9 protein-coding genes are annotated in these 15,838 nt (G+C 45.4%); 2 read left to right on the top strand and 7 right to left on the bottom strand.

The annotated features are described in order from the left end of the window. Positions 1–57: 57 nt before the first annotated feature. A complete protein-coding gene (locus GVN16_RS20785) occupies positions 58–2,256 on the bottom strand; it encodes a radical SAM protein (RefSeq protein WP_166565866.1) in 2,199 nt (732 codons plus the stop codon). A gap of 255 nt (positions 2,257–2,511) precedes the next feature. Here GVN16_RS20785 and GVN16_RS20780 point away from each other — a divergent pair, with 255 nt between their 5' ends. After that, a complete protein-coding gene (locus tag GVN16_RS20780) occupies positions 2,512–3,912 on the top strand; it encodes a S41 family peptidase (RefSeq protein WP_166565865.1) in 1,401 nt (466 codons plus the stop codon). Positions 3,913–4,166: 254 nt separating this feature from the next. Further along, a complete protein-coding gene (locus tag GVN16_RS20775) occupies positions 4,167–5,234 on the top strand; it encodes a branched-chain amino acid aminotransferase (RefSeq protein ID WP_166565864.1) in 1,068 nt (355 codons plus the stop codon). Positions 5,235–5,336: 102 nt separating this feature from the next. On the opposite strand, the gene GVN16_RS20770 is transcribed toward GVN16_RS20775, so the two are convergent. From GVN16_RS20770 to GVN16_RS20745, 6 genes are all read right to left on the bottom strand, one after another. Then, on the bottom strand, positions 5,337–7,460 hold the full coding sequence (locus GVN16_RS20770) for a PQQ-binding-like beta-propeller repeat protein (RefSeq protein WP_166565863.1): 2,124 nt from the start codon (positions 7,458–7,460) through the stop codon (positions 5,337–5,339). An 85-nt stretch (positions 7,461–7,545) separates the two neighbouring features. After that, a complete protein-coding gene (locus GVN16_RS20765; protein WP_166565862.1) occupies positions 7,546–9,321 on the bottom strand; it encodes a RagB/SusD family nutrient uptake outer membrane protein in 1,776 nt (591 codons plus the stop codon). Positions 9,322–9,341: 20 nt separating this feature from the next. Continuing rightward, positions 9,342–12,860 (bottom strand): TonB-dependent receptor, encoded by a 3,519-nt coding sequence (locus GVN16_RS20760; protein WP_166565861.1) that lies wholly within the window; start codon positions 12,858–12,860, stop codon positions 9,342–9,344. Positions 12,861–13,117: 257 nt separating this feature from the next. After that, positions 13,118–14,221 (bottom strand): FecR family protein, encoded by a 1,104-nt coding sequence (locus tag GVN16_RS20755; protein ID WP_166565860.1) that lies wholly within the window; start codon positions 14,219–14,221, stop codon positions 13,118–13,120. 91 nt (positions 14,222–14,312) lie between these two features. Beyond that, positions 14,313–14,906, bottom strand: coding sequence for an RNA polymerase sigma factor (locus tag GVN16_RS20750; RefSeq protein ID WP_166565859.1), 594 nt, complete (start codon positions 14,904–14,906; stop codon positions 14,313–14,315). Between the two features lie 149 nt (positions 14,907–15,055). Continuing rightward, the gene (locus tag GVN16_RS20745; RefSeq protein WP_166565858.1) at positions 15,056–15,796 is read right to left on the bottom strand and encodes a glycosyltransferase family 2 protein; all 741 of its coding nucleotides are present in this window, start codon (positions 15,794–15,796) and stop codon (positions 15,056–15,058) included. Positions 15,797–15,838: the final 42 nt, after the last annotated feature.

Here is a 15,838-nt window from a genome sequence, read left to right as displayed (position 1 = left end):
CTGTAAAGAAACCGAACACAAAAGGTGTTTGAATTAACTATATAATGTTTTCAAAATTTACACCACCAAAAGTCCGTTTTCTCTAAGCAGAGCCCAGGTTTCTGACTCCAGAAAGGTTTCAAACGTCAGAGGAGAAGGAAAAGACTTTTTTACTTCTTCAAAAACAGGAATACCCTCATTGCCGGGAGCAGCTCTTTCGATCAGCTCACTTATCCAACCGGCAATGTTTTCTTCTGTATATAGTGACCATTCCTTTTTCTTGCTGGTAAAGATCAGCTGCGTTTGTTCTTTGTATTTACCTCTTTTGTATTCCAGTTCAACTACTGAACTCTCTGTAATACTACCCCCGAGCCAGATGACAATGTCACTGTTTCTGTACGGAGGATTGGTTTCTTCGTTCAGAGAATTTTCAATATAATCTTCCGGAATACTGGTTTCAGGAATATCAAAATCAAACCAGTGTGAATGGTGTTCTTCCAGACCGGCACCGTGCATATAATTAAAGAGAGAAACTTTCAGTCCTTCTGAGAACAACTCGTGCTCGGCTCCTTCAGGGTCCTCATGAAAAAGGTCGTTTTCTGCAAACCCGCCAAATTTCGGACCAACGCTGTGCACACCGTAAGATTCCGGCGAAATACCTACCGGGCTATGGGCGGTCATCGCAAACTGATGCCAGAAGCCCGATTGCAATATTCCATTTTGGAATAACTGCCTGACCATTTCCAGCGAGTCCACCGTTTCCTGGGCTGTCTGTGTCGGAAATCCGTACATCAGGTAAGCATGCACCATAATGCCCGACTGTGTAAAGGCATCAGCCACCCTGGCCACCTGGGCCACGGTCACTCCTTTTTTCATTTTGTCAAGCAGGCGGTCGGAGGCCACTTCCAGTCCACCGGAAATAGCAATGCAACCCGAGGCTTTGAGCAAACGGCAGAGGTCAGGCGTAAAACTCTTCTCGAATCGGATGTTGGTCCACCAGATCACGGTCAGCCCGCGTCTGATGATCTCAATGGCCAGGTCACGCATCAGTGCCGGAGGAGCGGCTTCGTCTACAAAATGAAAACCGTTCTGGCCTGTCTGACCGATAATTTCCTCTATCCTGTCACACAACAAAGCTGCATTGACCGGCTCGTAACGGCTGATGTAGTCCAGGCTGACGTCACAAAAAGTACACTTGCCCCAGTAACATCCATGTGCCAGGGTCAGTTTATTCCAGCGGCCGTCACTCCATAACCTGTGCATCGGGTTGACAAGCTCAATCACCGACAAATAATCGTTGAGTTTAAGGTCCGAGTAATCAGGCGTACCCACTTCCCGCTGAGGAATATCTTTATCTTTTGAATTATTGATATAACAAACAACCCCGCCTGATAAAGTGAAGGTCCTTTTCAGCTCTGTCTTTTCTCTCAGGCCCTCCAGGTGTTCGAGCAATTGCTGCAACGGAGCCTCGCCGTCGTCAAGGGTGATATAATCGATAAAATCAAACACCCTTTCGTCGCTTATTCTTCTCAATTCCGTGTTGGCATACCCTCCTCCGAAGATGATTCTGGTGTCCGGATATTGTGTCTTGATATACTGGCCACATTTGAATGCCCCGAAAACATTGCCGGGAAACGGGGCCGTAATACAGACCACAGAAGGCTTAAATTCATTCAAATGCTCATCCAGGGCCTCAATCAGCATATCGGTGATGATGGTTTCTTCCTCCTCAAGCGACTCCAGCATTTCATCAAATTCCGAGGCAGTTCTTGCGAGTCTTTCTGCGTAGCGGCTGAAACCAAAATGAGGATCAATCGTTTCCTTGATCAGGTCACCCAGGTCTTCCAGGTAAAGTGTGGCCAGGTGCCTGGCCTTGTCATGCGTTCCCATGGTGCCGAAGGCCCATTCAAGGTCATCGAGCTGGGCAAATCTGCCTGCTTCAGGCAGATAACTGCGGTCGCAAATGGCATGGGCAAGCGTCTGGTTTTTATTCTGAAGAAAGGAAATGACCGGGTCGATGGTTTTCAGGTATTCGTTTTTAAGTGAATAAACCCTGAAACCCTGATCTGAGATTTCCATATCGGAATCATCCAGGTAATCGAAGATTTTCCTCAGGCCTTTGGAAGAAAACAACTTTAAAATCACCTCAATACCGAGGTCGGCCTGCCTTGAGTCATAAGCCAGGGTGTTCAGAAAGCCCTTGATATAAGCCGTAGCCGGATAAGGAGTATTCAGCTGGGTAAACGGCGGGGTGATTAAAAGTATCCTGTTTTTCAATGCTCAAAAATTTGTACAAAGTTAGGCCTAAATCTTCGTGTTTTGAAAATTATGATTCATAAGAGGCTCTCAGGTACTTTCAGCCGCGGTCAGGTCGTAAATTTAACCGTGAAAAATATCACGTCTCCCTTACAGAAAACACATTTTTCATTTTATATTTGGTTGATTTTTGACAGTATTTTTATAAAATTGTAACTTTATTGACAACTTTTCGTTTTACATTTACGTAAATAGTTATGAATAACCATATAAACAATGATTCATCTTACCAAACTAAAAGCTCTCGTTTTTTTACTCCTGGTTTTACAATTCAGTTCCTGTAAAAAGACTGAAGACATTGATCCGGCTGACGCCACTTCCAAGGAAGTTGACGAATGGATTCATGAGCAGATGAAAACCTATTATTTGTGGACCGACCAGATGCCGTTATTAACAGCAACCAATACTGCTTTGGCTCCTGATGATTATTTTGAATCTATTCTGGTTAAACCCGGTGAACTTGACCGTTTCTCATGGATACAGGAGAGCTCTGAAGAGCTGACGAATTCACTGAATGGTAAAAATACCGCTTTGGGAATCAGAACAGCCCCGTTCTATTCCAATACCGCCAAAACAAAGGTAACACTGGCCATAGCCTATGCCCTGAAAGGCAGCCCTGCAGAAAAAGCAGGCATCAAAAGAGGTGATTTTATCACCCAGGTGGATGGCAAAGACCTTACACCTGAGAATTATGGCACCGCTTTATCAGCAGAAACAATGACTGTGACCCTGGGAGAATATTCCGGCGGCGAGGTAATCAATACGACCAAAACAGTGACAATGACCAAGGCGGAGCTTCAGACAGATCCGATACAATATTCTACAGTGATTGAAAAAGGTAACAAAAAGATCGGTTACCTGGTTTACCTGCAGTTTCTGACACAATATGACGACAAACTGAGACAAACTTTTGCTGATTTCAAAGCCAAAGGTGTCAATGAGCTGGTATTAGACCTCAGATACAATCCGGGTGGATATATTTCTTCTTCTGATATACTTTCTTCACTGATTGTCAAAAACCTTAATCCAAACCTGCTCATGAACAAACAGGAATGGAACACGACCATGACCAAGGCTTATGTCGATAAGTATGGCCCTGAGGTTTTTGAAACCAAATTTAGAAACGAAGCCAATAACCTGGGGACTCTGAACAGGGTATACATCCTGACATCATCCGGTACAGCTTCTGCCAGTGAGCTGGTCATTAATAACCTGAAGCCATTTATGGATGTGATCCTGATCGGAGGCAATACCTATGGCAAAAATGTGGGCTCGATTACGATTTCAGATAGCAAAAAACGCTGGAAATGGGGCATGCAGCCCATCGTATTGAAAACCGTGAATGCCAAAGGAGAGTCTAATTACGGCACCAAAGACGGTTTTACTCCGGACTTTAAAGTGTCTGACAATGTCATTCCTTTCAAACCTTTCGGAGATGTGAACGAAACATTCTTAAAAGTGGCTGTTGAGCAGATCACCGGACAACCCGTGGTAGCTTCGGCAAACGCCAGGAAAGTAGCAGATAAACAAGTACAGTTATTATCCAATTCATTCCCTCTGGACAATCCAAGGGCTGACCGTAAAGAAATGTGGGTAGACAAACTACCGGGACAATAAACCGTCCGCCAATACCTTGTTTGTAAACCCGCCTATTATTTTGTGAAACGTTGATTATAAGTGCCTGGCCTTCAAAAGCCGGGCATTTTACGTTTAAAAACCTGCTTAATTCGTGCATTTGGTGTGGGTTCAGAAAAAAATACTTGTTTTGACAACTATTTTTTAAAAATTCCTTGATTCTATCAAAAAAAAATCAATAAATTGCATTTCCTTATTCGTTAGTAAATAATCAGTTAGATATAAACAGTACAATAATGACCGCCGAAACATTGAACTTCAACATTACTTACGCCGCTGCAAGCAGGATCAGCGAGTTTGATCCTCAGAACATTTCTTTTGGATCAGTTTTTACTGATCACATGCTTGTGGCTGACTGTATCAACGGTGTATGGCAAACTCCCGAAATCTTACCTTACGGTGAAATTGCCTACAACCCGGCTCTGGCCTCCCTGCATTACGGACAATCTATTTTTGAAGGTATGAAAGCTTTCAAAAACGAAAACGACGAAGTGCTGATGTTCAGACCTCTTGAAAACTTTAAACGCTTCAACATCTCTGCCGAGCGTATGTGTATGGCACAGGTCCCTGAAGAAATCTTTATCGGCGGTCTGGAAGAACTTTTGAGAATTGATGCAGCATGGGTGCCTAAAGGTGAGGACAACTCTCTTTACCTGCGTCCGTTCATGTTTGCAAGTGATGTATATCTTGGTGTAAGGCCTTCTTTAAATTACAGGTTTATGATCATCATGAGCCCTGCAGGAAAATACTACTCTACCCCTCCGAAAGTGAAAGTAGAGACAGAATTCATCCGTGCAGCTCCGGGTGGTGTGGGTAGTGCCAAATGTGCCGGTAACTACGCCGCTTCTTTGTATCCTGCCAAGTTGGCCCAGGATCAGGGATACACCCAGTTGCTTTGGACTGATGCGATCGAACATAAATATTTCGAAGAATCCGGTACCATGAACGTAATGTTTGTGAAAGACGGCAAACTGATCACACCAAATACCAGCAGTACGATTCTTAAAGGGATTACAAGGGATACTTTATTGCAACTGGCAAAATCTCTCGGCTTTGAAACTGAAGAAAGAAAAATTTCTGTTGAAGAAATCATTTCAGGTATCCAGTCAGGCAGCGTTACTGAAGTGTTCGGAGCAGGAACAGCCGTAGTGGTTTCCCCTTTTGCAGCCATCGGCTTCGAAGGCAATGACTACGCCCTTCCTGAAATTACAGAACAGTCGGTATCAAGCCAGTTGAAAAAAGCCCTTAATGATATCCGTACCGGTAAAGTAGAAGATACTTTCGGTTGGGTTTGGAAGGTATAATTCCGGAAAACGGAGAAGGGAAAAAGGAGAAAGTAGATAAGTTTTATGTATAAAAAAGTCCCGGCAGGCGTAAGCTTACCGGGGCTTTTTGTTTTGTAGGGCTTAGTCAGGTAAGGCAAAGGCTACATATTGATTGCCTTTTTTGGTTCCTAATTTTGTTCCTCCGCAGGCGATAACAATGTATTGCTTACCATTGACCTGGTAGGTGGATGGTGTGGCAAAACCGGCAGCCGGCAGCTGGGTTTCCCATAGCAACTTTCCTGTTTTCTTATCAAAGGCCCTGAATTTTTCATCTTTGGTGGCAGCAATGAACAACAACCCGCTGGCAGTCACTACCGGCCCTCCGTAATTCTCAGTTCCGGAATTGTTAATCCCTTTGGCTTTAAGAGAAACCTCCTCTCCCAGAGGTATTTTCCATAAATACTTGCCGGTATTGAGATCGATGGCGTTCAAAGTACCCCATGGTGGTGTAATGGCAGGCAATCCGCCGGCATCCAGGAATTTGTTGTACCCGGTACTTCTGTAAGGTAAAACCGGCTTTTTAGAAGGCCCGCTCGGTGTTGCAGCGGCTACTTCTTTCTTTTCATCTCCAAAAAGGAAGGCGACCAGGGCTTGCTTTTCAGTGGCTGTCAGCATTGTGAATCCGGGCATCATGCCTTTTCCATTGGTGATCAGCTGAGACACAAATGCCCTGTCTCTCTTAGCACCGATGTCGACCAGTGACGGATAACCGCTCACTGCATTTCCTTTGCGTTCCGGCCCGTGGCAGGCGATGCAATACGTTGAATACACTTTTTCACCGGGACTCTGATTTGACATTTCGCTTTGTTTAGGTGTACCCACCATGGTCATGATCCAGGCCATTTCGTTGCTGTTGACATACAATATACCTTCCTGGGGATCGGCCGCTGCCCCACCCCATTCAGCTCCACCGTCGAAGCCCGGCAGGATCACCGTACCTTCCTTGCTTGGCGGGGCAAATTGTTGTTTTTTATATTTTCTGAGCCTGATGATCAGCGAATCGCGGTCTTTGGCATAAGGACTGATGTCTTTTTCTGTCAGCGTATGAGCCTGACGGGCAAAAGGGGCGGGTAAAACTGGCAAGGGCTGTGTAGGCCAGGCCTGCTCACCCGGCAACGCAGATTTGGGTGCAGGCATTTCCTTAATCGGGAACAAAGGCTTACCGGTGACCCGGTCAAAAACAAAAACGTATCCCTGCTTGGTCACCTGGGCTACCGCATCTATTTTCTTCCCGTTTTTGGTTACGGTGATCAGGTTCGGAGGTGCAGGCAGATCCCTGTCCCAGATGTCATGATGGGTGGTCTGGAAATGCCAGATTCTTTTCCCGGTTTTAGCATCAAGGGCCAACAGGCTGTTGGAGAACAGGTTGGCTCCTTTGCGGTTTCCACCATAAAAGTCATAAGCGGCTGACCCTGTCGGTACATACACAATGCCTCTTTTACGGTCTACTGACATCCCTGCCCAGTTATTGGCGGCTCCGGTATAGGTATTTTTATAGGCATCTTTAGGAAAGGTCTCATAGCCAAACTCTCCCGGATAAGGAATCGTATGAAAAGTCCAGGCCAGTTTACCGGTTCTGACATTAAAAGCACGGATGTCGCCCGGGGCAGCATCGGCATCTTCAGACAGACGCAGCGGCATAATGATCAGGTCTTCAAAAAGAGTGCCCGGCGTATTGGAAATAAGGAATTTATCCTTGGCGATTTCAGGCAGTCCGGTGTGCAAATCAATCTTTCCGCCGTCACCGAAACTTTCAACAGGCTTACCTGTTTTAGCATTTAATGCATATAAATTGGGCCCGACGGTATAGAGAATCCTCTTATCTTCGCCGTCGCTCCAGTAAGTTACGCCACGACTGGTGCTGGACCATGATTTAAGCGGATCACCAAAACGCCAGATTTCCTTGCCTGTAGCAGCATCCAGAGCAAAAGCCTGCACAGAAGAAGTCACACCGAACAGAACTCCGTCTACAATGATGGGATTAACCTGCATTTGCCCGGCTTCGGGTGTTTCATACGACCAGGCCACTTTAAGGTTTTTGACATTGCCGGGATTGATCTGGGTCAGAGAAGAGTAATGATTCCTGTCAGGTCCGCCCAGGTATTCGGGCCAGCCTTCATACGGCCCTTCGTTCGTTTTACGGGTAGAGATCTGGGCAGCTACCAGCAAAACTGCCGAAGCCATGATGACAACAATTCTTTTCATGTTTATTCTTTTAAGGTCGGAGTTTTCTGAAGTTAAATTTAGGCATTGAATCTATTTATACAAGATTCAATGCCATTTTATAATATCAGTATCCCGGATTTTGTTTTAAAGTTGGTTTGCCGTCCTTATTACTCTGGGTCAGGGCATAAATCGGAATAGGCTGATATTCGCTCTTATTGGTAATGAACTTTGCTCCTCCCAAAGCCAGCGGCCTGCGGAGAAGTTCCTTAGGCAGATATTCATTATTGACAAACTGCTCGGCGATACCCCAGCGGACCAGGTCAAAAAACGCATGGCCTTCTTCTGCCAGTTCCAGTCTTCTTTCAAACCTTACTGCTTTTCTGGCCGCTTCTTTATCTGCCCAAACCGTTTCATACAGGCCTACTTTATAATTAGCGGCATTAGCGGTCTGATCCAGGCTTTTGACAGGAGAAGCCGCAGCACGTTTTCTGACCCTGTTTACATAATCCCTGGCTTTATCTACACTTCCTGCTTCTATTTCACATTCAGCAGCCATCAGAAGAACATCGGCAAATCTCATGGCCACATAGTTCAGAGAACTTGAAATGTACCAGTTGACCCTGGTAGCCAGGCCTGCATTGAATTCCGCTTTTGAGAACACAAATTTCTTTCCGCAATAGGCACCGCCATTGGTGATCGACTCGCCCGGAGGGCCTGTGAAAGCCACACCTGTCATCATTCCCCAGTCGAGATACGGAATACCCCTGCGGCCTACCGTGTGGTCAAGTCTCGGGTCAAGTGTCTTTGCATAAGGTGTAAAAGCTTCCTGGTCAGAAACCGTTTCGAAAGGCGTCACATCTTCGTCGTTATAGCCCTGGATCATCGGTAACCCGTTGGCATCGGTCCTATAGGTGTTGACCGTATTTTGTGAAGGTCTGAAAAACCAGGAGTTGGTGCCCCCGGCTATGCCGTTCGGATAAGTAAGGATCGCGTCCTGGAAACCGTTGGTGTTTCCGCCGTCGCCTATCACATGCTGAATCTCAAAAACAGATTCTTTTCCGTTCTGGGTACTGATCCTGAAATTATCTGCAAAGTTGGCGGCCAGATCATACGGCACGCCCTTGTTGGTTTTACCTCCTGAGATGACGGCATCAAACAAGGCTTTGGCTTCTGTGTATTTTTTCTGATACAGGTAAGCCTTGGCCAGATAAGCCCCCGCAGCCCATTTGTTGACACGCCCTACATTCAGAGTGACTTCATCCAGGTTGTCATAGGCATGTTTGAGATCCGTTTCTATGTTCGACCATATATTCACATAATTGCCGCTGGCATCCGTATTCGGCACTTTAAAATCGACAACCTTTTCATCCAGGAAAGGGATATTGCCAAATACTTTTTTACCTTCAAAATACTGAAAAGCCCGCAGGAATTTAGCTTCCGCTTCTATCCGCTTCTTATCTGCCGCCGTTACGGCAGGGTCGGTTATGCCCGGTAAAAGTTTCAATACCTGATTGGCCCTGGCTATACCGTCAAAAATAGAATTCCATTTGGCGTCAATATGCGGGTTGCTGGCCGGTGTGGCATACTGCATGATATCGTTTATACCACCCTGATCGGCAAAGTTTACCCCGGCTTTGTAGGCTTCCCCGCCAAGGATACTTCCGAATATCCAGTTGTCTGCTCCGACAGAGGCCCCGATTCCGCCGGTCCCGGCCACGTTACCGTCCAGCGAAGCATAGGCATTGACCAGCAAACCTTCAATTCCTTTTTTATTTAAGAGGGCAGCCTCACTGTATACTCCCTGCGGAGCCTGATCAAGAAAATCATCCTTACAGCCATAGGAGGTTAATAATACAAATACAAGGGCAAAATATATTCCTTTTGTTTTAATCGCTTTCATTGTCTTTTCCAGATTTAATGTTAAAATGATAAGTTCAGTCCAATCAGAAACTGTTTCGGATTCGGAAATCCTGAATAATCTACCCCCAGGTTCTGATCTGTATTATCACTGGATACCAATCCCAGATCCGGATCTGCTCCGGTATATTTGGTGAGGGTAAACAAATTCTGAGCCTGCACATACACCCTTACATTGCTTATGCTCGCTTTTTTCAACAGGTTAACGGGTAATGAATAACCCAGCTGAATGGTTTTAGCCCTCAGGAAAGAACCGTCTTCGACATAGAATGAAGAAGAGTTGCCTGTCACAAACGAAGTATAACCGTTATTGGTCCCTACACCCAGCATCGGCGTTTTAGCGGTCTGTGCCGTTTCCGGTGTCCAGGCATCATACAATTTACCACGGGCAATACCCCCTCCGATTACCCCCATATAAGGCAAAAACTTGGTGTAATTGTATATCTGATTACCCTGATTCCAGAAAAGGAAGCTGTTGAAATCAAAATTCTGCCATTTCAGACTGATGTTCAGACCCATCTGAAAGTCAGGGTGCGGCGTTCCCAGGATCGTCCTGTCGCTTACGGTGATATTGCCGTCTCCGTTGATGTCTTTATATTTCCAGGTTCCGACCTGTCCCGGAGCCCCGTTGATCTTCGGACCGCTGTTAACCTCTTCCTGTGAATTGTAGAACCCGTCGATCTGGTATCCGTAGAAAGATGAAACAGCCTGTCCTTTGGTGGTGATCAGGATGTTCGCCAGCCTGTTGGACGACACATAAGCTGCCGTATTTTCATCATTCAGTTTGGTCAGCAGGTTTTTATAACGGGTAAATGTAAGACCGATATCATACTTGAGTTTAGGACCAATGTCCCCTCTTTTTCCGATCTGGATGTCCACACCCTTGTTATTCATGGTTCCGAGGTTAATCAATGGTTTGGTGATGATGGCTTCCATGCCGTTTCTTAAACTTGGCACCAGCAGGTCGCTGGTATTTTTACTGTAAACATCAATGCTTACATTCCATTGTCCCCTCATCAGTGAAGCATCAAGGCCGATATTGGTGGTCCGGGTCGACTCCCATTTTGTCATCAGGTTGCCCTGCCTTGTCGCTCCGTATCCCTGTGTTGAGCCGATGTTGGCACCATTCAGGTCATAGAAGTTGGCTGCGGCTGTTGAACCGTAAGATGAAAACTGGTTGAATGCCGGCACGTTGGAAATACTTCCCATGATCCCCCAGCCTGCTCTCAGTTTTAGCTCGTCAAGCCAGCTCAGGCCTTTCATAAATTCTTCGTCCGAAATACGCCAGCCCACACCGAATGAAGGGAAATTGGCATATCTTACCGAAGGTCCGAACAAAGAAGATCCGTCTCTTCTGAAGGTGGCATTTACCAGGTATTTGTCCATCAGGCTGTAATCAACCCTTCCGAAATAAGAAAAAAGTGTGGATGTAGCAATGTTTGGCGTCGTAGCACTGATGTCTCCGAGGGTCTTCGGCAAACCGGTACTCAGCGACATAAATTCATCATATTCAAAATCATAATTGGAAACACTTGCCGAAATTCTTCTTGAGATGTTCTTGATAGACTCTGTTCCCAAAAGCACTTTCAGATTATGTTTTTCCGCAAAATTCTTCTGATAGGTCAATGTATTACTCCAGGTAACACTGGTATAAGCGTTAGATCCTTCTGTTAACTGTGTCACATTCCTGGCTTCCGCCCTTTCATATTCTCTCAGAAGAGCCTGTTTCATGCTGCCGTTGCCTGCATCAATCCCCACGGAAGTGCGGGCAGTGATGTCTTTGGTGATATTGATGTCCGCAAAAAGGTTACCGAAAACCCTCAGTGACTTATTGGTCCAGTCTTTTCTGCGTTCCAGCACAGCCAGCGGATTCCAGCCCACTCCGGCGGTACTTCCGATCAGAGAGCCTCCGTAACCGCCTTTGATATCATAGACAGGTATGAAGGCTGAACTCCGGTAAGAATTGGCCCAGGCCGTTGTTTCCCCGGAAGTGGTATTATCTCCTTTCCGGTCGTCATACGCCACCTGCAGGTTTTCTCCTATTCTGAGGTATTTGGTCGGACTGAATGAAGCATTGACCCTCGCAGTATATCTTTCATAACCTGTAAATCTGAAAGTACCGTCTTCTTTAAAGTAATTGAGCCCCATAGAAAACTGCGACTTGTCAGTTCCACCTGTGGCATTGATCTGGTGACTCTGCTGAATGCCGGATTGTGACATGGCCCTGAACCAGTCGGTACCGGGACTTGTCTTGAATATCTGGTAAGCATTTTTATAATCTGCAATGGTATACAGGTCCGGGTTTATCCTCGGATCTGATGCTGACACTCCTCCCCTGAAAGTATTGCTCACGACATAATAATCCGGGATACGGAAAGAGCCCCTGGTCCCAAACAAAGGATCGATGTGTCCGGGAGCAGTAGTTCTTTCAATATACTGCATGGTTTCAGCCGTATTCAGCATATCCGGGATCTTATTATAAGGAAGATTGTTAACCCCTACATAACTGTCATAAGAAACAGAAGTTTTGCCGGCTTTGCCTTGTTTGGTCGTGATAATAATGACGCCGTTAGCCGCCCTTGCTCCATAGATAGATGCTGCTGAGGCATCTTTAAGTATCTGAAGCGATTCTATATCCTGCGGATTTATCCTTGTGGCATCTGTGGTAGGCACGCCGTCAATGATGTACAGCGGATTGTTATTACCGTAAGAAGCAAATCCGCGGATACGTACATTGGCCGCACCTCCGGGATTTCCGGTGCTGCTGACCGTCACACCCGCCGAACGACCCTGCAGCTGTGTCATGAGGTTGGCTGACGGTGTGGCGGTCAGGTCGCTGGCTTTCACAATGGAAACTGCCCCGATCACGTCTTTTTTCTTTTGGGTGGTATAGCCTGTTACCACCACTTCAGACAACTGATTGCTTTCTGCTTCGAGCTGAACGTTAATGATGGTTCTGGCACCCACCTTCTCTTCTTTGGGCTTGTATCCTACAAAAGAGTAAACAAGTATGGCCTGTTCATCGGGCACTACGATCTCATATTTTCCATCGATATCGGTGATCACTCCTTTGGTGGTACCTTTTACGGCCACGGTTACACCGATCATGCCTTCGTTTTTCTCATCGGTGATATGCCCGCTTACTTTCAGTTCAACGGGTACCGCTTCCGCCTGTATGTCGGCGTTTTCATCCGGGACAGAAGACGACCTGATGAGTATAATCTGTTTCCCTTCTGTTTTGAAGCCCACGTTAAAAGGGCTCAGCAGAGAAACAAGGACATCTCCCAGGGCTTTGTTATTCATCTGAATACTGACCTTATTACCGGTGTTAATAAGGCTTGAACTGTATAGAAACCTCACTTCCGCAGCTTTCTCAATCTGACTCAGTACCGACTTTACAGTTTGCTCCTCTACGGAAAGGGTCAAACGTCGTTTTAAAATTTCCTGGGCATTGCTTTCATTGGCCCATGACACCCCCACTAAAACAACGGCAAATACGATTTGTGTAATTGTTATTCGCATAATTTTTAGTGCTAACGCATAAAAATGTAATTCTTTCTCCATAAATTTGAATAGATTTTGTTGAAACTGAAATTTTGACAAAAGAATCCCCACTCCCTGAAAATGGGGATAATGACTAGACAAGGGAAAACATCCGGTCAATGGTGTTGGTAGCACTATTGACCTTCTTTTTTTGAGGCTAGGTAGAATTGGCTGGCTTGATCATCGTTATTAATTTAAGGTTATCGGTTATAAAATTGTTTGCATACTAAAACACCTCACTTACAAGCATTTGCTTTGATAAATATCTTTTTATCAGCCACTTCGGAAGTAGCGGAAAGGGCGTCACAGATCATCCTTATTTTATCATTCAGAGGTTCGTCAGACAAGTAGGCGGTGAGGCGGCATTTGCCCAGAAGTTCTTTATCAAAGATAATTTCTACGCCATACGACCTTTCCATTGTTGCTGCCACTTCGGCAAACGGCACATCGTCAAATTCAAACGAAAGTTTTTGGGCAGGCAAGGTGAGCAACTCGGGTCTTTCAATCCCGGATTTAGACAACTTCATTTGGGAACGTTCCAGAACAATCTGCTGGTTAGGCAGCAAGACCAGGCCTTCGAGTTTATTATCCTTCATCTTGTCTTCTTTTCCAGGATCACGCTGGGTAAAAACAGAGACCTTACCGGTTTTTACCACGACCTCCACATTTTTGGAATCATTGAATGCCCTGATGGTGAAACTTGTCCCCAGCACCTTGGTTACCAGTTCATTGGCATACACAAAAAACGGCTTCTCAGGATTTTTGGACACCTCAAAAAACGCCTCCCCGGACAAGTAGACTTCCCGCCTGGTGTTGTTAAAGTTTGCTTTGTTAAACGATAATTTCCCGCCTTTCAAAAGCAGGACGGAGCTGCCGTCGGGGAGATTGACCAGCAAAGGTTTTTCAGCGGTATTGACCGACTCCTGAAGTTCAGTACTTTTGACTTCTGCGGCCACGAGTTTCTCATAAGTTACTTCTTTGGAATGCGAGCCGGTGCCCTTCCAGGTCAGCCAGCCGGCTACGATAATAACAGCTGCGGCAGCCCACCACATTTTCCGGAATACCGTCAGCACCACCGGTTGGTCCTCAACGACTTCTTCCTCCTCTATGCGTTGGTGTATATTCTGAAGTATTTCCTGCTTTTCCTGTGCAGACAACATAGCCTGGGGTAAAGAGGCAGCAGCGAGGATGATCTCTCTGGCTTCTTCTATTTTGTGGCTGACCAGGGGCTGACTTTGCATCAGGTCCTGCCAGAAAGCATCATTTTCTCCTGTTCTGACCCATTCCGTAAAGGCTTTGTCAAAAATAAAGTCATCTACATCAAAACCACTATAATCCATATAAATTATGAGTTAAATACCATTTAAATCGCCTTACAAACCTATAAAGGGGATTTTGCCTGTTTTAACTCACTGAAACGGAAATATTTTTTTACAGGGTTTTGTAAAAGAAAAGGAAAAGGCTGACAATGGTGGTAAACAGTTGCCTGAGGTGCCTGATAGATCTTTGTATGAGGTTTCTGACGGATTGCTCGTTCATTTGCATGATAGAGGCCGTTTCTTTCAGATCAAAATTGTCGAAATAACAAAGCCTGATGGCTTCAAACTGACGTGGCGGGAGCTGGCTGAGTAATCTGTGCAGCTGTTTCAGACGGCCGTCCTGGGTTTCACGGTTCATGAATTCTTCTTCATGCGAAATCACTTCCGGCAAATCTGCTTCGGAATCAAAAGTCGAAAAGGAAGTCCTGGTTTCTGTTAATACGTGAAGTTTACGTCGGAGCGAGCGGAAGAGATAAAATTTTACGGAAGTGGTTGCCGAAAGATTTTCACGCATTCTCCATATGTCAATAAACAGCTCCTGGATGGCGTCTTTGACGAGGTCTCTGTCCTGCGAAAAATAGCTTCCGTAAGTAAAAAGATCATCGGCATAAAAGGAATAAATATGGGCAAAAGATTTCCTGTCACCGGCTCTCAGCAAGTTCCAGCATTCAATGATGTCCTTCTCTATTCTGATCTTTTTTTCCAAAAAATATTCTTTGCAAAGCTTTCAGGTATACGGTGCAAATTACAAAAAAATAAAATTAAAGAAAGAAAAAATTGAACTAAAGTACCTGTCTTTTTGAGCTATCTATACGTATTTCAAGGGATTTGGCCCGGAATTCCGGACCTTGGGACTTACTTCAGCAATGGCCAGTTCAGGATTTTTTTCCGGGCTAAAAAGTACTTCGCGGATACTTTCAAAACCCCCAGGCCATAGGTGACACTCCTGGAAAAATTAATGGAAGAGGCTTCTTCAAAATACTTGGTGGGACAGGTTACTTCCCCTACTTCATACCCCCGGTTGAATATCTGGGCGATGATCTCATTGTCAAAAACAAAATCATCATCACAAGCCTGGAAATTGATACTTTTCAGCACTTCCGCAGCATAGGCACGGTAGCCGGTATGGTACTCAGACAACTTCTGATTCATCAGCAGGTTCTGTGTAAAGGTCAGAAAACGGTTCGCCACATACTTATAATAGGGCATTCCACCCTTTAATGCCCCTTTGCCTAAAATCCTGGATCCGAAGACCACAGGATACAAACCTTCGCCGATGATGGAAACCATGGCCCGCACCAGCTTGGGAGTATATTGATAATCAGGGTGTAACATGACAATTATATCAGCATTCACGGAAAGGGCTTTCTCATAACAAGTCTTCTGGTTACCGCCATAACCCTTGTTCTGGTCATGCCTGATGACATGGCTGATTCCCAGGCGTGCAGCTACTTCGAAGGTATTATCAGGACTGGCATCATCTACCAGAATTACTTCATCTACAATATCAAACGGGATCTCAGAATAGGTTTTTTGTAAGGTTTGTGAAGCTTTGTAGGCAGGCATCACCACCACCACTTTAAGATTATTATACATTATATTTTAAAATTCTCAGGCTATACTCAAACAATTTTGATA

The organism is Emticicia sp. CRIBPO (assembly GCF_009905725.1).
Classification (GTDB): Bacteria; Bacteroidota; Bacteroidia; order Cytophagales; family Spirosomataceae; genus Leadbetterella.
This window is presented reverse-complemented; position numbering and strand designations above follow the sequence as displayed.